Annotated in this window: 25 protein-coding genes and 1 pseudogene; 7 read left to right on the top strand and 19 right to left on the bottom strand. The window is 69.8% G+C overall.

The window, feature by feature from the left end; genetic code table 11:
• Window positions 1-236 precede the first annotated feature (236 nt).
• Both ACIGXX_RS28065 and ACIGXX_RS28060 read right to left on the bottom strand, forming a co-directional pair.
• Entirely contained in the window at window positions 237-440 is a 204-nt protein-coding gene (locus ACIGXX_RS28065) for a hypothetical protein (RefSeq protein WP_135333243.1), read from the bottom strand.
• Window positions 441-823: 383 nt separating this feature from the next.
• Complete coding sequence (locus ACIGXX_RS28060) at window positions 824-1,105, bottom strand: acylphosphatase (RefSeq protein WP_351165357.1); 282 nt, start codon at window positions 1,103-1,105, stop codon at window positions 824-826.
• A 132-nt stretch (window positions 1,106-1,237) separates the two neighbouring features.
• On the opposite strand from ACIGXX_RS28060, the gene ACIGXX_RS28055 reads away from it, so the two are divergent.
• Complete coding sequence (locus ACIGXX_RS28055) at window positions 1,238-2,182, top strand: CAP domain-containing protein (RefSeq protein WP_399979721.1); 945 nt, start codon at window positions 1,238-1,240, stop codon at window positions 2,180-2,182.
• Between the two features lie 35 nt (window positions 2,183-2,217).
• On the opposite strand, the gene ACIGXX_RS28050 is transcribed toward ACIGXX_RS28055, so the two are convergent.
• The gene (locus tag ACIGXX_RS28050; RefSeq protein WP_351165353.1) at window positions 2,218-2,808 is read right to left on the bottom strand and encodes a flavodoxin family protein; all 591 of its coding nucleotides are present in this window, start codon (window positions 2,806-2,808) and stop codon (window positions 2,218-2,220) included.
• A 146-nt stretch (window positions 2,809-2,954) separates the two neighbouring features.
• Here ACIGXX_RS28050 and ACIGXX_RS28045 point away from each other — a divergent pair, with 146 nt between their 5' ends.
• Window positions 2,955-3,386 carry a helix-turn-helix domain-containing protein gene (locus ACIGXX_RS28045; protein WP_351165351.1) on the top strand — a complete coding sequence of 144 codons (432 nt, stop codon included), beginning with the start codon at window positions 2,955-2,957 and terminating at the stop codon, window positions 3,384-3,386.
• Here the strand turns inward: ACIGXX_RS28045 and mutM are convergent.
• The 9 genes from mutM to ACIGXX_RS28000 form a co-directional block, all read right to left on the bottom strand.
• A complete protein-coding gene (gene mutM, locus ACIGXX_RS28040; RefSeq protein WP_361465360.1) occupies window positions 3,356-4,219 on the bottom strand; it encodes a bifunctional DNA-formamidopyrimidine glycosylase/DNA-(apurinic or apyrimidinic site) lyase in 864 nt (287 codons plus the stop codon). The genes ACIGXX_RS28045 and mutM overlap by 31 nt on opposite strands.
• A gap of 112 nt (window positions 4,220-4,331) precedes the next feature.
• Window positions 4,332-5,177, bottom strand: a complete 846-nt coding sequence (rnc, locus tag ACIGXX_RS28035) for a ribonuclease III (protein WP_351165346.1) — start codon at window positions 5,175-5,177, stop codon at window positions 4,332-4,334.
• 7 nt (window positions 5,178-5,184) lie between these two features.
• The gene (gene rpmF, locus ACIGXX_RS28030; RefSeq protein WP_003965982.1) at window positions 5,185-5,358 is read right to left on the bottom strand and encodes a 50S ribosomal protein L32; all 174 of its coding nucleotides are present in this window, start codon (window positions 5,356-5,358) and stop codon (window positions 5,185-5,187) included.
• A 2-nt stretch (window positions 5,359-5,360) separates the two neighbouring features.
• Entirely contained in the window at window positions 5,361-6,047 is a 687-nt protein-coding gene (locus ACIGXX_RS28025) for a DUF177 domain-containing protein (protein WP_351165344.1), read from the bottom strand.
• A 137-nt stretch (window positions 6,048-6,184) separates the two neighbouring features.
• On the bottom strand, window positions 6,185-7,267 hold the full coding sequence (locus ACIGXX_RS28020) for a cell division initiation protein (protein WP_399979714.1): 1,083 nt from the start codon (window positions 7,265-7,267) through the stop codon (window positions 6,185-6,187).
• Window positions 7,268-7,365: 98 nt separating this feature from the next.
• Window positions 7,366-7,845 (bottom strand): pantetheine-phosphate adenylyltransferase, encoded by a 480-nt coding sequence (coaD, locus tag ACIGXX_RS28015; protein ID WP_351165707.1) that lies wholly within the window; start codon window positions 7,843-7,845, stop codon window positions 7,366-7,368.
• A gap of 26 nt (window positions 7,846-7,871) precedes the next feature.
• Entirely contained in the window at window positions 7,872-8,465 is a 594-nt protein-coding gene (rsmD, locus tag ACIGXX_RS28010; protein WP_351165340.1) for a 16S rRNA (guanine(966)-N(2))-methyltransferase RsmD, read from the bottom strand.
• 75 nt (window positions 8,466-8,540) lie between these two features.
• A complete protein-coding gene (gene recG / locus ACIGXX_RS28005; RefSeq protein ID WP_351165338.1) occupies window positions 8,541-10,742 on the bottom strand; it encodes an ATP-dependent DNA helicase RecG in 2,202 nt (733 codons plus the stop codon).
• A gap of 71 nt (window positions 10,743-10,813) precedes the next feature.
• Complete coding sequence (locus ACIGXX_RS28000) at window positions 10,814-12,505, bottom strand: DAK2 domain-containing protein (RefSeq protein ID WP_361465365.1); 1,692 nt, start codon at window positions 12,503-12,505, stop codon at window positions 10,814-10,816.
• Between the two features lie 218 nt (window positions 12,506-12,723).
• Between ACIGXX_RS28000 and rpmB the strand changes: the two genes are divergently transcribed.
• Window positions 12,724-12,909: a 50S ribosomal protein L28 gene (gene rpmB, locus ACIGXX_RS27995; protein ID WP_160507429.1), complete on the top strand. Its 186-nt coding sequence runs from the start codon at window positions 12,724-12,726 to the stop codon at window positions 12,907-12,909.
• A 116-nt stretch (window positions 12,910-13,025) separates the two neighbouring features.
• On the opposite strand, the pseudogene ACIGXX_RS27990 reads toward rpmB, so the two are convergent.
• Together ACIGXX_RS27990 and ACIGXX_RS27985 are read right to left on the bottom strand one after the other, a co-directional pair.
• Window positions 13,026-13,211: pseudogene (locus tag ACIGXX_RS27990) on the bottom strand (bifunctional hydroxymethylpyrimidine kinase/phosphomethylpyrimidine kinase); the annotation flags it as partial.
• Between the two features lie 118 nt (window positions 13,212-13,329).
• Complete coding sequence (locus ACIGXX_RS27985) at window positions 13,330-14,301, bottom strand: thiamine-phosphate kinase (protein WP_351165334.1); 972 nt, start codon at window positions 14,299-14,301, stop codon at window positions 13,330-13,332.
• Window positions 14,302-14,510: 209 nt separating this feature from the next.
• Between ACIGXX_RS27985 and ACIGXX_RS27980 the strand changes: the two genes are divergently transcribed.
• On the top strand, window positions 14,511-14,744 hold the full coding sequence (locus tag ACIGXX_RS27980; protein ID WP_351165332.1) for an Lrp/AsnC ligand binding domain-containing protein: 234 nt from the start codon (window positions 14,511-14,513) through the stop codon (window positions 14,742-14,744).
• 26 nt (window positions 14,745-14,770) lie between these two features.
• A complete protein-coding gene (locus tag ACIGXX_RS27975; RefSeq protein ID WP_383823126.1) occupies window positions 14,771-15,253 on the top strand; it encodes a DUF3515 domain-containing protein in 483 nt (160 codons plus the stop codon).
• 48 nt (window positions 15,254-15,301) lie between these two features.
• Here the strand turns inward: ACIGXX_RS27975 and ACIGXX_RS27970 are convergent, their stop codons facing one another.
• Genes ACIGXX_RS27970 through ACIGXX_RS27960 form a run of 3 tightly spaced genes read right to left on the bottom strand, consistent with a single transcriptional unit; the run spans window position 15,302 to window position 18,319 of the window.
• On the bottom strand, window positions 15,302-16,483 hold the full coding sequence (locus ACIGXX_RS27970; protein WP_366461472.1) for a D-alanine--D-alanine ligase family protein: 1,182 nt from the start codon (window positions 16,481-16,483) through the stop codon (window positions 15,302-15,304).
• Between the two features lie 34 nt (window positions 16,484-16,517).
• Complete coding sequence (locus ACIGXX_RS27965) at window positions 16,518-17,528, bottom strand: NAD(P)H-dependent glycerol-3-phosphate dehydrogenase (protein ID WP_351165327.1); 1,011 nt, start codon at window positions 17,526-17,528, stop codon at window positions 16,518-16,520.
• On the bottom strand, window positions 17,525-18,319 hold the full coding sequence (locus ACIGXX_RS27960; protein WP_351165325.1) for a lysophospholipid acyltransferase family protein: 795 nt from the start codon (window positions 18,317-18,319) through the stop codon (window positions 17,525-17,527). The genes ACIGXX_RS27965 and ACIGXX_RS27960 overlap by 4 nt, the downstream gene beginning before the upstream one ends.
• A gap of 211 nt (window positions 18,320-18,530) precedes the next feature.
• Here ACIGXX_RS27960 and cofC point away from each other — a divergent pair, with 211 nt between their 5' ends.
• Both cofC and ACIGXX_RS27950 read left to right on the top strand, forming a co-directional pair.
• Window positions 18,531-19,166: a 2-phospho-L-lactate guanylyltransferase gene (cofC, locus tag ACIGXX_RS27955; RefSeq protein ID WP_351165323.1), complete on the top strand. Its 636-nt coding sequence runs from the start codon at window positions 18,531-18,533 to the stop codon at window positions 19,164-19,166.
• A 13-nt stretch (window positions 19,167-19,179) separates the two neighbouring features.
• On the top strand, window positions 19,180-19,383 hold the full coding sequence (locus tag ACIGXX_RS27950) for a hypothetical protein (RefSeq protein ID WP_351165320.1): 204 nt from the start codon (window positions 19,180-19,182) through the stop codon (window positions 19,381-19,383).
• A gap of 109 nt (window positions 19,384-19,492) precedes the next feature.
• On the opposite strand, the gene ACIGXX_RS27945 is transcribed toward ACIGXX_RS27950, so the two are convergent.
• Together ACIGXX_RS27945 and ACIGXX_RS27940 are read right to left on the bottom strand one after the other, a co-directional pair.
• Window positions 19,493-20,170, bottom strand: a complete 678-nt coding sequence (locus tag ACIGXX_RS27945) for an HU family DNA-binding protein (protein ID WP_361465374.1) — start codon at window positions 20,168-20,170, stop codon at window positions 19,493-19,495.
• Window positions 20,171-20,343: 173 nt separating this feature from the next.
• Window positions 20,344-20,580: a hypothetical protein gene (locus ACIGXX_RS27940; protein ID WP_249587526.1), complete on the bottom strand. Its 237-nt coding sequence runs from the start codon at window positions 20,578-20,580 to the stop codon at window positions 20,344-20,346.
• Between the last annotated feature and the right edge of the window lie 74 nt (window positions 20,581-20,654).

Raw genomic sequence — 20,654 nt, 5'->3', positions numbered from 1 at the left:
ACTGACCGTTTCACCCAGGAACATGCAGGGCACATCAGGTGTAACGGAAACGGCTGCACGGCGGCAAGAAAGAAGGGACGCCGAAGCGTCCCTTGCAGATCTGGACAAGCGGCTGACATGGGCAGCCCGACCACGTGCGTTAACAGGCATCCCGCAGAGCGAAGAGTGCGTCACGCGATCACATGTCACGTCACGCGCGATCTCGCGGGATCAGCGCCTTACTGAAGGTGTGGTGGTCAGGTGAGCGCAGGCTCCGCCTGGGGTACGTCGATGCTCTCCAGGAGCGATTCGTGAGAAGCGGCAGCCGCGAGCGCGTCGTTCTCGGCCTGGATCTTCACAAGCTCAGATTCCAGGTCCTGGACGCGCTGCTGGAGCCGTCGCATCTCGGCGAGAAGTCGCGGGTCGGAACCGCCGACGTAACCGAGAAGCGCCTTTGCCATGATGGATGGTCCTCCACAATGAGTGACCGACCGAAGCGGTGTGGGTCGTGAGGGATTCGCACCCGCGGTGCTTGGCACTCGTTGTACTTGCTGGGTCTTGCTGGCCGTTCTCACATGCCAAACAGCTAAGGTGCGCGGGGCTTCCAGAGTCTCACCAAAAAGTTTGACGGTCAACACGATCACGCCCCGTATTGGCGGGCAACCCGGGGGCCTGCGGCCGATGGAACGGCGGCGCTGCCTCTACTGCGGGGCCCTGGGGGCGTGTCGATCATCCTTCACCTGGGAGCCTGCCACGACGGGCCGTTCTTGGCAACCACCAGGCGTTTCCTGCCCCGGGCAGTTGCCCTGACCACACCGGGGCGGGTACGCACGACGGCTCTCCGTCAGCGAATCGCGAACGTCTCGTAGATGCCGCGCGGAGTGTCCCAGATCTCAGTGACACCGTCGACGCGGCCGGGTGTGTCGCCCTCGCGCAGCCAGTCGAGCAGCCCCTGGGCGCCCGCGCGCGGACCCTCGGCGACGACTTGCACACGGCCGTCCTCCAAATTGAGAGCAAAACCACTCAGGCCGCCGATCTCCAGGGCCTTGGCCCGCGTGAACCAGCGGAAACCCACGCCTTGCACCCGCCCACGCACCCAGGCCGTGAGTCTGACTTCTTCGTTCATGGGTGCACGCTAACCGGCCAATTGCACTCGGAGCACTTCGTCCCCATGCGCCATCGCGTACAGTCCCGAATCGATGAGCCTCACCCGTATGGGTGAGTCACGTTGACCGCTCAGGACGAGGAAGGCCAGGAGATGGGACGCCACCGACGCTCCGGCGCAGGGGCAGCCGCCACCGGCCGCGCCACTGGGGTCTCCGACACGTACGCGGGCGAGCACGCCGGCGCCCCGGAGCCCCGCCCCGCCACCGTGTCACACCGCCGCAGGGGCCGCGCCGCACCGGTGCGCACCGGCCTGCTCGGTGTCTCGGCGGCCGTCGCCATGGGCGCCGTGGCCGTCGCGACCGGCCTGGTCCCGGGCGCCGAGAACTACTCCCTGGGCGGTGGCGGCGACTCGAACAAGGTGCGTGCCGCGACCACCCCCAGCGAGGTCGCGCCGCAGGGCGGCGAGAACGGCACCGCCGAGCGCGAGTCGGCACCGCCGAGCCGCGGCTCGGAACGCCCCGACGCCCCGACGCCGACGCCGACCCCTTCGAAGGCCACCGAGAAGCCCTCGGCCGAGCCGTCGAAGAAGCCGCCGACCAAGGCGCCCGAGCCCGAGGCCGGCGAGAAGAAGAAGACGACGCCCCCGAGCGCCCCCGCGCGCACGCCGTCCGAGAAGCCGAAGGCCCCGCCGGCCACCGGCTCGAAGTCGCCGTCCGCCGAGAGCGCGGCCGAGGCAGCGGTGCTCACCCTGGTCAACGCGGAGCGGGCCAAGGTGGGCTGCTCCCCCGTGCGCGCCGACGCCGCGCTGGCCTCGCTCGCCGGAGACTTCAGCGCGGACATGGCCGAGCGCGACTTCTTCGACCACACCGACCCGGACGGCGCGACCCCCTGGGACCGCGCCGAGAAGGCCGGGATATCGGACCTGGGCGGCGAGAACATCGCCCGCGGCCAGGCCAACGCCCAGTCCGTGATGGACGCCTGGATGAACAGCTCCGGCCACCGGGCCAACATCCTCAACTGCGACTACAAGACCCTGGGCGTCGGCGCGCACTTCGCGCCGGGCGGCCCGTGGTGGACGCAGGACTTCGGCTTCTAGGAAGTTCTAAGAACTTCCAGGAAGCCCGCGGGTCCTCAGGCCGCGACAGCCGAGCGGCCGGTCACGAACACCCGGGCGGTCTCCGTGATGCGGCGGCCCAGGTGCTCGGCCGTGGCGATGTCCGCCTTGTGCACGCCTTCGGGACCCTCGTCGGCGTTGGTCTGCGCGGCGGCTCCCGAGAAGAAGCCGAGGCGGTTGAGGTCGTGCTCGGAACCCTGCGTGGAGTTCCAGCCCGGGGTCAGGCCGAGGTTGACCCAGTGCATCGCGTGCTGTGCCGCGAGCGTCTGGAAGTACTGCAGGGTGTGCAGCTTGTCGCCGCTCTTGGAGCCGGAATTGGTGAATCCGGCGGCCAGCTTGTCGTGCCACGTCTTGGCGAACCAGCGCTTGGACGAAGCCTCCGCGAAGACGTGGAAGGCGCCGGACGCGGTGCCCATGTAGGTGGGCGAACCGAAGACGATCGCGTCGGCGGCGTCGAGCAGCTCCCACTCCGCTTCGGTGATCTCGTCGACCTTGATCAGGTGTGCGGTGGCGCCCGCTTCGACGGCACCGGCACGGACCGCCTCGGCGACGACGGCGGTGTGGCCGAAGCCCGAGTGGTAGGCGATCGCGACAACAGGGCTGGTCATGGTGGTGCTCCTCATGCGGCAGGACGGCAGCGGGACAGGCCGGACGGACTCCGGGCGATGACTGCCCGAGCAGTGACTGAAGGAAAGCACTAACTTCTAGTTAGTGCAACCCAGCAGTTAGCGCTGTCCAGGAGTATGCTGTCCGCATGGATTCCACCGCTCAGGCCGAGGACACCCCTGACGTGGCGTGTCCCGAAGGCGCCCAGGATTTGGCGTACGACGTGTTCTCCAAGCAGTGCCCCTCGCGCGGCACCCTGGAGCACGTCACCGGACGCTGGGGCGCGCTCACCCTGGGCGCGCTGCACGACGGCACGTTCCGTTTCAACGAACTGCGCCGCCGGGTCGACGGCGTGAGCGAGAAGATGCTGTCCCAGACCCTGCACGCCCTTGAGCGCGACGGCCTGGTCCACCGCGAGGCGCAGCCCACCAACCCGCCGCGCGTGGAGTATCGGCTCACCCCGCTGGGGCGGGAGGTCTCCGACCGCCTGATGAACCTCATCCACTTCGTGGAGGGCAGGATGGACGGCGTGCTCGAAGCACGCGAACGCTACGACAGCGTGGCGGCCGGCGGTCGCTGACAGCGCGGGCAGAAGTAGCTGGAGCGGTTCATCCAGGGGCGCCGGCGCATCGGCGTACCGCAGCGGCGGCACGGCTCGTCCTCACGTCCATAGGCGTCGAGCGAGCGCTCGAAGTACCCGGACTCGCCGTTCACGTTCACGTACAGACTGTCGAAGCTGGTGCCGCCGACGGCGAGGGCCGCGTTCATCACGTCCCGTACGTGGCCCAGGAGTTGGGCCGTGCGCGGGCGCGTGAACGTGGCGGTGGGCCGTTCGTAGTGCAGCTTCGCCCGCCAAAGGGCCTCGTCCGCGTAGATGTTGCCGACCCCGCTGATCAACGACTGGTCGAGCAGGGCGCGTTTGATCGTCGTACGGCGTCGGCGCAGCGCGGCGTGGAAGGCCGCGTCGTCGAACTCCTCGTCCAGCGGGTCGCGCGCGATGTGCGCGATGACGTCCGGCAGCCCGTCCGGGGTATTCGCGTGCAGCGAGAGTCCGCCGAAGGTGCGCTGGTCGACGAAGCGCAGCTCGGTGCCGAGGGCGTCGGCGAAGCGGACCCGGATCCGCAGGTGCTTCTCGTCGGGTGCCTCCTGGGGCTGGACGAGCAGCTGCCCGCTCATGCCGAGGTGGGCGAGGATCGAGGTGCCGCTGTCCTCGACGGGCAGCCAGAGATATTTCCCGCGCCGCATCGCCGTACCGACGCGGTGGCCCTTGAGGCGGAGCCCGAAGTCGTCGCCGCCCGCGATGTGCCGCCGCACGGCGCGCGGATGCAGGACCTCGACATCGGCGACGGTGCGATGGGCCACCCACCGCTCGAGCCCACGCCGGACGACTTCAACTTCGGGCAGCTCGGGCATGGGGATTCACTCCGGGGCAAACGGGTGGGTGGGCGGGAAAAAACGCCGCGAAGCGGCAAAAAAGCTGGTGCCGGCCACCCAAAGGGCGACCGGCACCAACAGTAAAGCGCTGTCAGGCAGACGGAGCCTCGGAGACTCCGTCAACCCCCGCGGCAGCGGGAGCCGCGGCGGCGACTTCCGCCGCCTTGATCCGCTCGTCCGCGGCAGCGCGAATCTCGCGCCACGCGGACTCAGCGGCCTGCTGCTCCGCTTCCTTCTTGCTGCGGCCGGTGCCGGTGCCGTACGAGACGCCTCCGACGCGGGCGGCAGCAGTAAAGGTCTTCTCGTGGTCCGGGCCGCTCTCCGTGACGAGATACTCGGGAACGCCGAGGCTCTCGGTGGCGGTGAGCTCCTGGAGGCTGGTTTTCCAGTCCAGGCCCGCACCCAGGTTCGAGGACTTTTCGATCAACGGGTCGAAGAGCCGGTGCACCAGCTCGCCCGCCGCGTCCAGACCCTGGTCCAGATAGACCGCACCGATCACCGCTTCAAGGGTGTCGGCGAGGATGGATGCCTTGTCCCGGCCACCCGTACCCTCTTCGCCCCGGCCGAGCCGGATGAAGGAGCCGAGTTCGAGGCCTCGACTGACCTCCGCCAGCGCACGCGAATTGACCACCGCGGCCCGCAATTTGGCCAGCTGGCCTTCGGGCAGGTCGGGGTGGGTGCGATAAAGCGTGTCCGTGACGACGAGTCCCAGCACCGAGTCCCCGAGGAACTCGAGCCGTTCATTCGTCGGCAGACCGCCGTTCTCGTACGCGTACGAACGGTGGGTCAGCGCACGCACCAGAAGGGCGGACTCGAGTTTGTACCCGAGCCGCCCTTCCAAAAGCGTGTGGGACGAGGCCGTGTTTTCCGCCTGCTTCTTGGCGTTTTCCGCCTTGGCGTCATCCGCCATTTTGTGGCTAGACACGGTGCCTCTCACCAGCCGCTCAGACCTCGAGGACCTGGCGCTTGTTGTACGTGCCGCAGCTCGGGCACGCGATGTGCTGCAGCTTCGGCTCCTGGCAACGCTCACACGAAACCAGAGTGGGGACCGCAGCCTTCCACTGCGACCGGCGGTGGCGCGTGTTGCTGCGCGACATCTTCCGCTTCGGAACAGCCACGGCTACTTCTCCTGCTTCTCGTCGACGCCGGCTTCGGCGCCGCTCACGTCGTCCTTCTCGCCGTCCTGGATGGTCCCGGCGAGTCCCTGCAGTGCCGCCCAACGGATGTCGGCGACGTCGTGGTGATGCTCCGGGTCGTCCGCGAGCCGTGCTCCGCACTGGGAACACAGGCCCGGACAGTCGTCCCGGCACACCGGCTGCATCGGCAGTGCGAGCACTACCGCGTCACGCAGCACAGGCTCGAGGTCGAACAAGCCGTCCTCGAGATAGAGCCTGTCCTCATCCTCTGCGGATTCCTCGGCGCCGCCGGCCGGTTCCGCGGTGCGGCCCCGGTCGTCGGCGTCAGGGTACGAGAACATCTCCTGGAAGTCCGCTTCCACCTCAAGCTTCAGCGGCTCCAGACACCTTACGCACTCCCCCTCGGCCGACGCACGGGCGGTGCCTGTGACAAGCACCCCTTCCATGACCGACTCAAGACGGATCTCCAGCTCGACCGGCGCGCCTTCCGGCACTCCGATAACCCCTTCGATGCCGAGGACACCCGGAGAACCGGGGGCCTCGACGGAACGGGTCAGCCGCTGCAGCGCACCGGGACGCCGACCCAGCTCATGCGTGTCGAACACGAGAGGGTTTCGGTGGTCAAGGCGAGCACTCAGGGCTTTTCCTGCTTTCGAATCCTGGAAGTTCAAGGAGGGCCGCCCCCGTCGTGAGCTTGGCTCACTAGCCGGGCAGCCTGGATCGCGGACGTACGCGCGACCGAAGAGCCAGGATACTGGACCATTCGCTCTCGGCCCAATCCGGTCCCTGACCGCCCCGGGAGCAGGGGTCAGCGGCCCTGTTCGTACTGGCGCAGCTGCTCCGCGGTGATCATGCCGGTGTCGAAGAGACTGGTCTCGTCGAGCACCCCGGGGGCGGGCTGCTGCTGCTGCGGATCCCCGTACCCCTGCTGTTGCTGGGTCTGGTCGTACCCCTGCTGCGGGTAGCCGTAGGGATCCTGCTGCTGATAGCCGTACGGGTCCTGCTGGGCGTACTGCTGCTGGTAGGCGTACTGGTCCTGCTGCTGGTACGCGTACGGATCCGGCTCCTGCTGGGGCGGGGCGTAGGGCTGCTGCACGGGGATCTGCGGGGGCGCCTGGGGCGGCTGCGGGGCCGCCGGCGCGGGGACTGCGGGTGCCGCGGGTGCCGTGGAAGCCGTCGGGTCGGTGAGGCCCGCGAGGTACTCGGCGTCCGTGGTGTGCGCCTGGGATCCGAGGCCCTCGGCGAGGCCCGCGAGGTCGTCGGCGGGCGCGCGGCCGTGCAGGGTCTGGCGACCGCGGCCGACCGCCTCCAGGGTCTTGGCCAGGACCGCCTCGAAGGCGCCGAGCTTGGCGTCGACGTATGCGTCCGCGTCCCGGCGCAGCGTCTCGGGGTCCAGGCTGCGCTGCGGGGCGTCCTCGTCCTCGTAACCCTGCTCGTCGAGACCGGGGCCGGTGCCGAGGAGCTTCTCGCGGCCGCGGCCGACCGAGCCGAGGGTCTTGGTGAGGACGACCTCGAAGTTGGCGAGCTTGCTGTCCACGTAGTCGTCGGCCTCGACACGGACCTCGTCTGCGGCCTGCCGCGCCTCGGCGAGGATGCGTGCGGCCTCGCCCTGGGAGTTGCGGGCGACCTCCGTGTCGGAGATCAGCGAACCGCGCTCGGCGTGTGCGCTCTCGATGATCCGGTCCGCCTCCTGGCGGGCCTGCTCGACCAGCTGCTCTCGGCCGCCGATGAGCTCCTGCGCCTGGGCGAGGGAACCGGGCAGCGCCTGGCGCACCTCTTCGAGCATCGACAGCAGATCGGCGCGGTTGACCACGCACGAGGCCGACATGGGCATGGACCGGGCGCTGCCGACCGCCTCGACGATCTCGTCGATCTTCTTCTGCACGTCCACCGTGTGCTCGCCACTCTCTACAGCTGATTGGAGACGGACGGCACGACTGTAAGGCCAGTCGGCTTCCGTCCGACACCGGGTGACGGACTGTCAGGCCGTCACTTCTTGCCGATGCGCTCCACCAACGCCTCGTGGACCACCGGCGGCAGCAGGTGGGCGACGTCACCGCCCCAGGCGGCGACCTCCTTGACCAACGAGGAGGAGAGGAAGCTGTAGGTGGGGTTGGTCGGCACGAACAGGGTCTCGACGCCCGAGAGGCCGTTGTTCATCTGGGCCATCTGCAGTTCGTAGTCGAAATCGCTGACCGCGCGCAGACCCTTGACGATGGCCGGGATGTCGCGCTGCTTGCAGAAATCGACGAGAAGGCCGTGGAAGGACTCGACCTCGACGTTCCCGAAGTCGGCCGTCACCTCGCGGATCAGCTCGATCCGCTCGTCGACGGTGAACAGGCCCTTCTTCGACTGGTTGATCATCACCGCGACGTGCACCACGTCGTACAGCCTGGAGGCGCGGGCGATGATGTCGAGGTGTCCATTGGTGATGGGGTCGAATGACCCCGGACAGACGGCGCGGCGCAACTGAAGTCCCTCGCTCTCCGGTCCGGTCATGGCGCGATCACTGAGTCGTCGCACGTAGAGGCGGCGCGACCGTACCAAAACGTGCCTTCGCCGTAGCGACGGGACCTCAGTGCTTCGAAGCCGTCGGGCCAGCTGAATTCTCCGCCTCTGGTACTGCGTTCAACGGTGACGAGCGCATCGTCGGTGAGCCAGCCCCCCGCGCGGAGTGTGAGCAGAATCTCGCGAAGATCGTCATCGGTGACGACGTACGGAGGGTCGAGGAAGACCAGGTCGTACGGGTCCGTGGGGGCGCCGCCCTGGACGATCTGGGCCGCTTTGCCCGCCCTGACCTCGGCGCCGGGCAGGCCGATGGACTTCACGTTCTCCCTGACGGTGCGCACCGCGCGGGCGTCGGCCTCGACGAGCAGGGCGTGGCCCGCGCCGCGCGAGAGCGCTTCGAGGCCGATGGCTCCGGACCCGGCGTACAGGTCCAGGACGCGCGCGCCGTCCAGCGTTCCCTGGAGGGCCTGCCAGGTGGAGAACAGGCCCTCGCGTGCGCGGTCGGTCGTGGGCCGGGTGCCGGTCCCGGGCGGGACGGCGAGGCGACGTCCGCCGGCCACACCGGCGATCACGCGGGTCATCTGAGTCCTTGTCGGTGAACGATCGTGCGGGAAGATCCGCCCTCAGTCTCTCAGCCCCGGCGCCGCTCCTGCCTGTCAGCCCTTGTCGAGGTACTGCTCGCGCTCGTCGTCCAGGAGGGCGTCCAGGGCCGTGCGCAGCTCGGGCAGGCGCTCCAGGTCCGGGTCGGCGGAGACCACCGCGACGGCCTCCTCGCGGGCCTCGGCGATGATCTCCTCGTCCTCGATGACGGCGAGCATGCGCAGGCTGGAGCGGACACCGGACTGCGCCTGGCCGAGGACGTCGCCCTCGCGGCGCTGCTCCAGGTCGATCCGGGAGAGCTCGAAGCCGTCGAGCGTGGCGGCCACGGCTCCGAGGCGGGCGCGGGCGGGGCTCGCCTCGGGCATGTCGGTGACCAGGAGGCAGAGGCCCGGGGCCGAGCCACGGCCGACGCGGCCGCGCAGCTGGTGCAGCTGCGATACGCCGAAGCGGTCCGCGTCCATGATCACCATGGCGGTGGCGTTCGGGACGTTCACGCCGACCTCGATGACCGTCGTCGCGACCAGGACCTGGGTCTCGCCCGCGGCGAAGCGGCGCATCACCGCGTCCTTGTCGTCGGGCTGCATGCGGCCGTGCAGGATCTCGACCTTGAGGCCGCTCAGCGGGCCGCGGGCGAGCTGCTCGGCGACCTCGACGACGGCGAGCGGGGGCCGCTTCTCGGCGGTGGCCTCCTCCTCGGCCTTCTTCTTGGCCTTCTTCGGATCGGCGGCCTCGTCGATGTCGTCGCCGATCCGGGGGCACACCACGTACGCCTGATGGCCGTTCTCGACCTCCTCGCGCACGCGCTCCCACGCGCGCGCCAGGAAGTGGGGCTTGTCCTCGGCCGGCACGACATGGGTGGCGATCGGCGAACGGCCCGCGGGGAGCTGGTCCAGGACCGAGGTCTCCAGGTCGCCGAAGACCGTCATCGCGACCGTGCGCGGAATGGGCGTGGCCGTCATGACGAGGAGGTGCGGGGGCTGCTTGCCCTTGCCGCGCAGGGCATCGCGCTGCTCGACCCCGAAGCGGTGCTGTTCGTCGACGACGACCAGGCCCAGGTCGTGGAACTGGACCTTGTCCTCGATCAGCGCGTGCGTGCCGATGACGATCCCGGCCTCGCCGGTGACCAGGTCGAGCAGCGCCTGCCGCCGTCCCGCCACCCCCATGGAGCCGGTCAGCAGCGTGACCTTGGTGCCCTGGTCCGAGCCGCCGAGCATGCCGCCCTCGGCGAGCTCGCCCATCATCTCGGTGATCGAGCGGTGATGCTGCTGGGCGAGGACTTCGGTCGGCGCGAGCATGGCGGCCTGCCCGCCCGCGTCCACGACGGCGAGCATGGCGCGCAGGGCCACCATCGTCTTCCCACTGCCCACCTCCCCCTGGAGGAGCCGGTGCATCGGGTGTTCGGTCGCCAGGTCGTCGAAGATCTCCTTGGAGACCTTTTCCTGGCCCTCGGTGAGGGTGAAGGGCAGTTTGGCGTCGAAGGCGTCGAGCAGGCCGCCGTCGCGGGGGCGGCGGGCGATCGCGGGCAGTTGCGCGTCCGCGTACCTCCGGCGGGCCAGGGCCACCTGGAGGACGAAGGCCTCGTCCCACTTCAGGCGGTCGCGGGCGGATGCGATGTCCGCCTTGGTGTGCGGGCGGTGGATCTTCAGGAGCGCCTCGGGGAGCGGGATCAGCCCCCGGCCGTCGCGCAGGCTCGGCGGCAGCGGGTCGACGGCCTCCTGGGCGCTGGGCAGGACCGCGTCCACGGACTTGGCGATCTTCCAGGACTCCAGCTTGGCGGTGGCCGGATAGATCGGGATGAGGGCGCCCGCCCAGGAGTCGACCGCTTCGTCGGCCTCGCCCTTCAGGAGTTCGTACGCGGGGTGGGCGAGCTGCATCTTGCGGTTGAAGACGGACGCCTTGCCCGCGAACATCGCGCGCGTGCCGGGCAGCAGGTCCTTGTGCGGCTTGTGGATGCCGCGGCCGAAGAAGACCAGCTGGAGCTGGCCGCTGCCGTCGGTGATCGTCACTTCGAGGCGCTGGCCCCTGCCGCCGTTGAACGTCAGGATGCGCGCCGTCGCGACCTGGGCGACCACCGTGACGTGCTCGTCGAGGGGCAGGTCGGCGAGGCGGGTGAGCTCGCCACGCTCCGCGTACCTGCGCGGATAGTGGTGCAGCAGGTCACCGACGGTGTGCAGGTCCAGGTGCTCGGCCATCACCTTCGCGGTGGCGGGACCGACCACTTTCTTCAGGGGTTCTTCGAGCGCGGGCACGAGATCCATTGCACACCACGCCACTGACAATTCGGCGTACGTCCGTGAAATCCGCTGGTCAGGATGGTCGCGAGCGTCGGCTACTCCACGCCGATCAGCAGCAGGGCCGACTGGCGGCCGCCTCGGTAGACCACGGTGTCGACCGCCAGATGCATCTCGCGCACGTGCTTCTCCAGCTCCTCGCCGAGGCTGTCCGGCACGTCGTCGCCGAGCACCAGCGTGACCATCTCGCCGCCCGCGGCCAGCATCCGGTCGAGGACGGACCGTGCGGTGCGCGTGGTGTCGTCGCCGATCACCGCCACGTCGCCGTCGATCAGGCCGAGGACGTCACCGGCCTGGCAGATGCCCGCCATGGTCCACGACTGCCGCTCGGCGACGGCCAGTTCGGCGTACCGGGTCGCGCCGGCCGCGGAGGTCATCGCGACGACGTCCTCGTCGAAGCGGCGGTCCGGCTCGTGCACGGCGAGCGCCGCGATGCCCTGGACCGCGGACCGGGTGGGGATCAGCGCGACCCGCACGCCTTCGGTGCGGGCCTGCTCCGCGGCCGCGGCAGCGGTGTGACGCAGTTCGGCGTCGTTCGGCAGGAGCACCACCTCGCGCGCGTGGGCCCGCCGGATCGCCTCGACGAGCTCCCCGCTGGCGGGCGGCTCCCCGGGGCGCGTGGGCACGGTCGTCGCCCCGGCCTCGGTGTAGAGACCGGCGAGGCCCTCCCCCGGCACGACGGCGACGATCGCGCGCTGCGCCCGTTCCCGGGGCGGCGGCGTGACGCCCGCGGTGTGCGCGTCCCCCACCCCGAAGTGGGTGATGCGGATGCGGTGCGGCCGTCCGGCCTCGACGCCCGCCTCGACGGCGGCACCGGCGTCGTCCACATGGACGTGGACGTTCCACAGGCCGTCGCCGCCGACGACGACGAGCGAATCACCGAGTCCGTCGAGCCGTGTCCGCAGCCGCGCGACGGCCGTGTCGTCGGCCTCCAGGAGGTAGATGACCTCGAAGGCGGGGGCCGTGGCGTTTGTGGGGTCGGCCGGGGGCTCCTGGCACTCGGTGGGCTCCACGCGCGCGTGGCCGCCCGAAGGGGTCGTCCTCAGGTGCGGGGAGGCCGTCTTCGGGAGCACCGTCCCGCCCGAAAGGGCTCCCACCAGCGCCCCGAGCACCGCCACGAGCCCACGTCCGCCGGCGTCCACCACTCCCGCGCGCCCGAGCACCGCGAGCTGCTCCGGCGTCGCGTCCAGCGCCCGGCACGCACCGTCGTACGCGGCCCGCGCCACCGCCCCGCAGTCGCCGTCGGCACCGGAGGCGGCGTCGGCCGCGGCGGCGGCCACCGTCAGGACCGTGCCCTCGACGGGATGCGCGACCGCTTGGTAGGCGGACTCCGCGGCCTGCCGCAGTGCGAGCGCGAGCTCTCGGCCGTCGGCGTGATCCGAGTCACGGTCGGCGCCGAGCACCTGCGCCATCCCCCGCAGCAGCTGCGAGAGGATCGTGCCCGAGTTGCCGCGGGCCCCGATCAGCGCGCCGTGCGCCATCGCCCGCACGGCCTCGGCCAGGGCGGGCCGGGTCGGCTCGAGTCCGGTGAAGACCGCGTCGACCGCCTGGGCCGCCGATTCCACGGTCAGATAGAGGTTGGTTCCGGTGTCCCCGTCCGCGACCGGATAGACGTTGATCGCGTCGATCTCCTCGCGGGCCCTTCCCAGGGCGTCCAGGGCGAGGCCGCACCAGGCGCGCACCGCGACGGCGTCGAGGTTCTGCGGCACCTGCTCGCCTCCTAAAGGCATCCGGACTGGACGCAGCGTAGACCGGGACGGGCGAAGGGCCCGGGGCGGGGCCGGGGCGAGACATGGTAGTTTCGTTCTATCGAAGCAGTCGTTGTATGCTGCTCCGGTTGCCCGATACCCATCGGGACATTCCTCCTGGCAACGCCACCCACGATCATTGCACTGATCCCGGCATGCCGGGATTAACCGTAAGTGCATCTGAAGTCTTGGAGTGACCCGTGGCTGCCAACTGCGACGTCTGCGGCAAGGGGCCGAGCTTCGGCAACAACATCTCGCACTCTCACCGCCGTACGTCCCGTCGCTGGAACCCGAACATCCAGCGCGTTCGTGCCGTGGTCAGCGGGACGCCGAAGCGGCTCAACGCCTGCACCTCGTGCATCAAGGCCGGCAAGGTCTCGCGCTGACGCAATTCCCCAAGCTCTTAATGAGCAGGGGATGCCCCACTGCGCGGCCACCTAGCTGGTTGCTAAAAGAGACGGTCCCCCTCGGGGGACCGTCTCTTTTGTATGCCCTGCCTATGGGGACTGTCCGTGCCCGCGATCAACTCGGCGATCGTCTCGACCAGTTCGGCCGACGCCTGCATGCCGGCCGTGACGACGCAGTTGCCGTGCGTGCCGAGCGCGAGCATCGTCTTCACGTCGGCCCGGAGGCCCGCGCCACCGCCGGAGTCGGAGCCGGCGACGGCGACGGCGACGGCGGCGACGACGACGGCGACGACGGCGGCGGCGACGACGACGGCGGCGACGACGACGGCGACGACGGCGGCGGCGACGACGACGACGGCGGCGGCGACGACGGCGACGGTCAGGACGCGGGCGCCGGTGTCATCCGTCGAGCTCTCCGTTGTCGCCGAAGTGGTCCCAGCCCTTGCTGGTCCAGGGCGCCCCGTCGACCGTCACCTGCGGCAGGGCCGAGGGGTTGAGGACCTCGCCGATGACCTTCCAGCGGGCGGGCAGCTTCACGTCCGCGGGAAACGTCGCGACGATCGCGTGGTCCTCGCCGCCGTTGAGCACCCACTGGAGCGGGTCGACGCCGACGGCCTGGCCGATGTCGTTCATCTGGGAGGGCACGTCGACGTCTCCGGAGCGGATGTCGATGCGCACCTTGCTCGACTCGGCGATGTGGCCGAGGTCGGCGATGAGCCCGTCGCTCACGTCCGTCATCGAGGTCGCGCCGAGGCCGGCGGCCGCGGGGCCCGCGTGGTACGGCGGTTCGGGCCTGCGGTGGGCCTCCACGAAGGCGCGGGGCGAGCGGAAGCCGCGCGAGAGCACCGCGTGCCCGGCTGCGGACCAGCCCAACCAGCCCGTGACGGCGACGACATCGCCGGTCTGGGCGCCCGCGCGGGTGACCGGTTCGTGGTTGCGCAGATCGCCGAGCGCGGTGATCGCGACGGTGATCGTGTCGCCGCGTACGACATCGCCGCCCACGACGGCCGCTCCCGCGACCTGGCATTCGTCCCGCAGGCCGTCCATGAGCTCGGTGGGCCAGCTGGCGGGGAGTTCGGCGGGCACGACCAGGCCGAGGAGCAGAGCGGTCGGTACGGCGCCCATGGCGGCGATGTCCGCGAGGTTCTGCGCAGCGGCCTTGCGGCCCACGTCGTACGCGGTGGACCAGTCGCGGCGGAAGTGCCGCCCCTCCAGAAGGATGTCGGTGCTGGCCACGACCCTGCGGTCGGGGGCCGACACGACGGCGGCGTCATCGCCGGGGCCGAGCCGGACGGCCGGGGTGGTGGTGAGCCGAGAGGTGAGTTCCCTGATGAGCCCGAACTCCCCCAACTCGCCGACGGTTCCCTTCACCGGGACTCACCATGCCCTTTCACGCTGCTCGGCTTGCGGTCGCGAGCCTTCACTGTCATAGGTACGGTCGGTATGACCGTCAACTTCTGTTGCCCGTCCACCGCGATGTGCGCGCCACAGCTCCCCCGGGTCTCCCCGCTGGAAGCGGCGACGCGGTACCGTGGCGTCCCTTCTCCCCACATGATCCTCGTGGCCGCCCTGGAGGTTCCGTGGTACAGGCGTACATCCTGATCCAGACCGAGGTCGGCAAAGCGTCGACCGTCGCCGAGCTGATCGCCAAGATCCCGGGAGTGATCCAGGCCGAGGACGTGACCGGTCCCTACGATGTCATCGTGCGCGCGCAGGCGGACACGGTGGACGAACTCGGCCGCATGGTGGTCGCCAAGGTCCAGCAAGTGGACGGCATCACCCGGACCCTGACCTGCCCCGTCGTGCACCTCTAGCCCCCGTCTACCCTTGGCCGGTGAAGATTTCCCGTCGCCGGCGTCGCTGCCTCGTCTCGGCCCCCGCATTCGCACTCCTGATCGCGTCAGCGGGCTGCTCCTCAGCAGACGAAGCGGCCGAGGCTGCGGTTCCCACCCCGGACAGCAAGGTCACCGAACTGTGCCGGAACCTGGACAAGCAACTGCCGAAGAAGGTGGACGGTCTGGGGCGCGCTGATCCCGAGCCGAAGTCCGAGCTGACCGCCGGGTGGGGAGACCCGGCGATCATACTGCGCTGCGGTGTCGCGAGACCGACCGAGATGAACAACCCCGAGGCGGACGGCGTCACCGCGGACGGCGTCAACTGGCTGCTCGATGAGCAGGACGACGGCTCGTTCCGCTTCACCTCCACGCTGCGCAAGGCGTACGTGGAGGTCACGCTGCCCAAGGAGCGCGCGGGGAGCGGCGTGAGCCCGCTGACGGACTTCGCCGCCCCCGTCAAGAAGGCCATCCCGAAGGGGATCGCATAGCGCCTGTACGGGGTGCTCCCTGTGTACGGGTGCTCCGGTTACAGGGTGCTAGCGCAGCCCCGTCGACCGGTTGAGGGCCGCCTGGACGAGGCGGTCCACCAGCTCGGGGTAGCTGACGCCGCTCGCCTCCCACATCTTCGGGTACATCGAGATGGGCGTGAAGCCGGGCATCGTGTTGATCTCGTTGATGACGAACTGCCCGTCCTCGGTGAGGAAGAAGTCCGCGCGCACCAGGCCCTCGCAGGACGTGGCCTCGAATGCGTCGACGGCCAGCCGCTGGATCTCGGCGGTCTGCTCGGGCGTCAGCGGGGCGGGCACGATCCCGGGCGTTGAGTCGATGTACTTCGCCTCGAAGTCGTAGTAGTCGTGCGACTGCACCGGCGGGATCTCGGCGGGCAGGCTCGCGCGCGGCCCGTCCTCGAACTCCAGGACCCCGCACTCGATCTCGCGGCCGCGCAGGAGCGACTCGACCAGGATCTTGGGGTCGTGGCGGCGGGCCTCCTCGATCGCCTCGTCGAGGCCTTCGAAGGAGTCGACCTTCGTGATGCCCATCGAGGAGCCACCACGCGCGGGCTTGATGAACAGCGGCCAGCCGTGCTCGCCGGCGAACCCCGCGATCTTCTTGCGGGCGGCCTGCTGGTCGCGGTCCCACTCGCGCGGGCGGATCACCAGGTACGGGCCGACGGGCAGCCCGAAGGAGGTGAACACGCGCTTCATGTACTCCTTGTCCTGGCCGACGGCCGACGCGAGCACTCCTGCGCCCACATAGGGCACTCCGGAGAGCTCGAGGAGTCCCTGGAGCGTGCCGTCCTCGCCGTACGGACCGTGCAGCACCGGGAAGACGACGTCGACCTCGCCGAGCGCCTTGGGCACGGCGCCGGGCTCGCTGTAGACGACCTCACGATTGCCCGGGTCCAGGGGCATCACGACGCCGCCGTCGGTCGACTCGGCGAGCGCGTCGACGTTGGGCACCTGGCGGTCGGTGATGGACATGCGCTCGGGATCGTCGGCGGTCAGGGCCCAGCGGCCCTCCGTCGTGATGCCGATGGGCAGGACGTCGTACTTGGTGCGGTCGATGGCACGCAGTACGGCGCCCGCCGTGACGACCGAGATGCCGTGCTCCGAGCTGCGGCCGCCGAACACGACGGCCACACGCGGCTTGCGGAGCGGCAGCTCAGAGCTCTGCTCGGGGTGCGCCTTGGGGCTCTGGGGGAGGTTCTCGCTGCTCATATCGGCTTGAGAGTACCCGCTGAGGAAAAAACAGTCAGCGGCGCTCGGGCTTGGCGCTGCGCGACATCAGTTCCTTGAGGGCGACCACCGGCGGCGTGCCCTCGTGCACGATGCCCACGACCGTCTCGGTGATGGGCATGTCGACGCCGTGCCTGCGGGCCAGATCGAGCACCGACTCGCAGGACTTGACGCCCTCGGCGGTCTGCTTGGTGACCGCGATGGTCTCCTCCAGCGTCATGCCCTTGCCGAGGTTGGTGCCGAAGGTGTGGTTGCGCGACAGCGGCGACGAGCAGGTGGCCACCAGGTCGCCCAGGCCCGCGAGGCCGGAGAAGGTCAGCGGGTCCGCGCCCATCGCCAGGCCCAGCCGGGTGGTCTCGGCGAGGCCGCGCGTGATGAGCGAGCCCTTGGCGTTGTCGCCCAGGCCCATGCCGTCCGCGATGCCGACGGCGAGGCCGATGACGTTCTTGACGGCGCCGCCGAGTTCGCAGCCGACGACGTCCGTGTTCGTGTACGGGCGGAAGTACGGCGTGTGGCAGGCGGTCTGGAGGCGCTGCGCGATCGATTCGTCGCGGCAGGCGACCACGGCGGCCGCGGGCTGCCTGGCGGCGATCTCGCGGGCGAGGTTGGGCCCGGTGACGACGGCGATGCGGTCCGCGGCGACCTTCGTGACGTCTTCGATGACCTCGCTCATCCGCATCGCGGAGCCGAGCTCGACGCCCTTCATGAGGGAGACGAGGACGGTGTCGGGAGCGAGCAGCGGCGCCCACTCGGCGAGGTTGCCGCGCAGGGTCTGCGAGGGCACGGCGAGCACGGTGAAGTCGGCGCCGGCCGCGGCCTGGGCCGGGTCGGTGGTCGCCCTGAGGTTCTCCGGGAGTTCGACACCGGGGAGGTAGTCGGGGTTCCTGCGCGAGGAGTTGACCGCGTCGGCAAGTTCGGTGCGCCGGCCCCACAAGGTGACGTCGCACCCCGCGTCGGCGAGCACCATGCCGAAGGCAGTACCCCAGGAGCCCGTTCCGAAGACGGCGGCCTTCACCGGGTTCGTCACTTGCTGTCCTCCGTGGTGTTCTTGGGGGTGTTCTGCGTGACGCTGCGAGCGGTGCGGTTCTCCGCCGCCCTGCGTCGCTGGGCGGCGCGCGCCCTGCGCGGGTCGTACGGGATCGCGGGGGCCTGCTCCCCCCGGATCTCCTCCAGGAGTTCGGTGACCGCGGCCATGATGGTCTCGGTCACCTCCCGCAGGACCTCGGGGCTCGGTTCCTTGTCGTAGAAGCGCGAGAGGTCGACCGGACTGCCCGCGAGCACCTGGAGCTTCTTGCGCGGAAAGAGGCTGAGCTTCTTGCTGTACGGGGGAAGTGCGAGGTTGGCGCCCCACTGGGCGACGGGGATCACCGGGCACTTGGTCCGCAGGGCGACCCGCGCGGCACCGGACTTGGCCGTCATCGGCCACATCTCGGGGTCCCTGGTGAGGGTGCCCTCGGGGTAGAACGCCACGCACTCGCCGCGCTCGATCGCGTCGACCGCGGCACGGAAGGCGTCGAGCGCGTTCGTGGTCTCGCGGTAGACCGGGATCTGGCCCGTGCCCTTCATGACCTTGCCGACGAACCCGTCCTTGAAAAGGCCGTCCTTTGCCAGGAAACGGGGCACTCGTCCGGTGTTGTACTGAAAATGCGCGTACGACAGTGGGTCGATATACGAGTTGTGATTCACCGCGGTGATGAATCCACCGTCGGCCGGAATGTGTTCCATTCCACGCCAGTCCCGCTTGAACAGAACCACCAGCGGCGGTTTTGCGATGACCGCCGCCAGGCGGTACCAGAAGCCGATTCTGCGGCGGGACACTCGGACACCTTCCTCCATGAACCTGGTCGGCCGCACAAGTGTCGCCCCAGGCTGCCTGTCTGTCGAGAACACCGTACGCCCACCCGTCTCCCGCCACCGCCCTGGCAAAGAGGCGCAATGCGCCGCCCCTTCCGATCCCGGAACCCGGCCCCGCCGGCGCCCCGGTCAGCAGGTCACAATGGGCCCGACGCGAAGGACGGAGCCGCCCCCCGTGCAGTGGACCCTGGTCATACCCCTGAAACCGCTGGAGCGCGCCAAGAGCAGGCTCACCGCCACCACCGGCGACACCCTGCGGCCGGGCCTCGCCCTGGCCTTCGCCCAGGACACCGTGGCCGCCGTGACGGCCTGCCCCGCGGTACGCGATGTGGTGGTCGTCACGGACGACGGCCTCGCCGGGCGCGAGCTCGCCCTGCTGGGCGCCCGGATCGTGCGGGACGAGCCCGCGGGAGGCCTCAACGCCGCTCTGGCGCACGGCGCGGCGGCCGTGCGCACCGGGCGGCCCGAAACGGCCGTCGCGGCCCTGAATGCCGATCTCCCGGCACTGCGCCCCCTGGAATTGGCCCGGGTACTCGACGGCGCCGCCCAATTTCCCCGCTCATTCCTCTCGGATGCCGCAGGAATCGGCACGACACTGCTGTCCGCTGCGCCCGGCACGGAATTGCGCCCCGCATTCGGCGCGGCGTCCCGTTCCCGGCACGCCGCTTCCGGCGCGGTGGAACTTCCGCTCGACGGCGTGGATTCCGTACGCCAGGACGTGGACACCGGCGACGATCTGCGGGCCGCTCTCGCGCTGGGCGTCGGGCCGCGCACGGCTGCGGCCGCCGCGCGGCTGCTGATCGCCGACTGAGTACGCTTCCCCCATGCAGGCGACCGCGTACACGTACGACCCCGAGACCCGCAGCGGCAGCGTGCTGCTCGACGACGGCACCCCGGTGCCCTTCGATCCCCCGGCGTTCGACGCGGGTGGCCTGCGGCTGCTGAGGCCCGGCCAGCGGGTGCGGATCGAGGTCGAGGGAGAGGGCGAGCGGCGCCGCATCACGTTGGTGACGCTCCAGACGTTCTGAGCCCAGGGCGCCCCGGCGCCCCTCGCATGCCCCGCACAGGGCCCCGGACACGCCGCGGGCCGGGCTCCCAGTTGGGAGCCCGGCCCGGCGCGTGAGTGCCCTCGTGCCCTTACTTCTTGCGGGCGGTCGCCTTCTTGGCGGTGGTCTTGCGCGCCGTCGACTTCTTGGCGGGCGCCTTCTTGGCGGTGGCCTTCTTGGCCGGCGCGGTCTTCTTGGCGGTGGCCTTCTTGGCGGGAGCGGCCTTCTTGGCCGTCGCCTTCTTGGCCGTCGCCGCCTTCTTAGCGGTCGCCGTGGTCTTCTTGGCCGTCGCCTTCTTGGCGGTGGCCGCCTTCTTGGCGGTCGCCGTCGTCTTCTTGGCGGTGGCCTTCTTGGCGGTGGCGGCCTTCTTCGCCGTCGCCTTCTTGGCGGTGGCCTTCTTGGCCGCGGCCTTCTTCACGGTCGCCGAAGCGCTGCCGCCCGAAAGGCTGCCCTTGGGCGCCTTCTTGACCGCGACGTCGTTCTTCGGGAGCTTCTTCGAGCCGCTCACCAGGTCCTTGAAGCCCTGTCCGGCGCGGAAACGCGGAACCGAGGTCTTCTTGACCCGAACGCGCTCCCCGGTCTGCGGGTTGCGGGCGTAACGGGCCGGACGGTCAACCTTCTCGAACGAGCCGAAACCGGTGACCGAAACACGGTCTCCGCTGACCACGGCACGGACGACTGCGTCCAGAACCGCGTCCACGGCGTCGGCGGCCTGCTGACGGCCACCCACCTTGTCGGCAATCGCTTCTACGAGCTGCGCCTTGTTCACGTCTTCCCCTTCGGAGACCTCGCCCGAGCGTATTCGCCAGGCTTTTTCGCACGTTAGGCAGATATATACCGCAAATCAAACACGAAACGGGCTAATCACCCTTGTGCCGCAACGAACTCGGCTGTCCATGAGTTCCTCGAAGGTTCCTCGAAGGGCCGTTTGAGCCTTGTGGCTCAAGCGTCTTCGGGGAATCGGCCCTCGTCGGCTTCGTCGATGGACTCCATCAATCGCTCCAGACGCCTTGCCGCATCGGCGAGATCGTGTTTGGCCGCGGCCGTAATGACCAGCAGCTTCCGGGTCAGCGCCATCCGTACGCCCTCCGGGACTTGCAGTGCACGCACCCTTGAGTGCGCTTCCTTCAGTTGGTCCGCAACAAGCCCGTAGAGCTCGAGTTGGCTGTCACGTTCCATGCACCGATTGTGCCATCTGGGGCGAGTTGTCGCCTCCGCAGGGGGTAACTACCCACATCCGGCGCCCTCCTGAG

It is taken from the genome of Streptomyces sp. NPDC055243 (genome assembly GCF_044544025.1).
Classification (GTDB): Bacteria; Actinomycetota; Actinomycetes; order Streptomycetales; family Streptomycetaceae; genus Streptomyces.
The sequence above is the reverse complement of the archived record's forward strand: the minus strand, read 5'-3'. Positions and strand labels throughout refer to the sequence as shown.

What these genes read in the sequence shown, in the direction of transcription:
- ACIGXX_RS28065 (WP_135333243.1), bottom strand. Translation starts at nt 440, where the DNA reads ATGGCAAAGGCGCTTCTCGGTTACGTCGGCGGTTCCGACCCGCGACTT.
- ACIGXX_RS28060 (WP_351165357.1), bottom strand. Translation starts at nt 1,105, where the DNA reads ATGAACGAAGAAGTCAGACTCACGGCCTGGGTGCGTGGGCGGGTGCAA.
- ACIGXX_RS28055 (WP_399979721.1), top strand. Translation starts at nt 1,238, where the DNA reads ATGGGACGCCACCGACGCTCCGGCGCAGGGGCAGCCGCCACCGGCCGC.
- ACIGXX_RS28050 (WP_351165353.1), bottom strand. Translation starts at nt 2,808, where the DNA reads ATGACCAGCCCTGTTGTCGCGATCGCCTACCACTCGGGCTTCGGCCAC.
- ACIGXX_RS28045 (WP_351165351.1), top strand. Translation starts at nt 2,955, where the DNA reads ATGGATTCCACCGCTCAGGCCGAGGACACCCCTGACGTGGCGTGTCCC.
- mutM (WP_361465360.1), bottom strand. Translation starts at nt 4,219, where the DNA reads ATGCCCGAGCTGCCCGAAGTTGAAGTCGTCCGGCGTGGGCTCGAGCGG.
- rsmD (WP_351165340.1), bottom strand. Translation starts at nt 8,465, where the DNA reads ATGACCCGCGTGATCGCCGGTGTGGCCGGCGGACGTCGCCTCGCCGTC.
- recG (WP_351165338.1), bottom strand. Translation starts at nt 10,742, where the DNA reads ATGGATCTCGTGCCCGCGCTCGAAGAACCCCTGAAGAAAGTGGTCGGT.
- ACIGXX_RS28000 (WP_361465365.1), bottom strand. Translation starts at nt 12,505, where the DNA reads ATGCCTTTAGGAGGCGAGCAGGTGCCGCAGAACCTCGACGCCGTCGCG.
- ACIGXX_RS27970 (WP_366461472.1), bottom strand. Translation starts at nt 16,483, where the DNA reads ATGAGCAGCGAGAACCTCCCCCAGAGCCCCAAGGCGCACCCCGAGCAG.
- ACIGXX_RS27950 (WP_351165320.1), top strand. Translation starts at nt 19,180, where the DNA reads ATGCAGGCGACCGCGTACACGTACGACCCCGAGACCCGCAGCGGCAGC.
- ACIGXX_RS27940 (WP_249587526.1), bottom strand. Translation starts at nt 20,580, where the DNA reads ATGGAACGTGACAGCCAACTCGAGCTCTACGGGCTTGTTGCGGACCAA.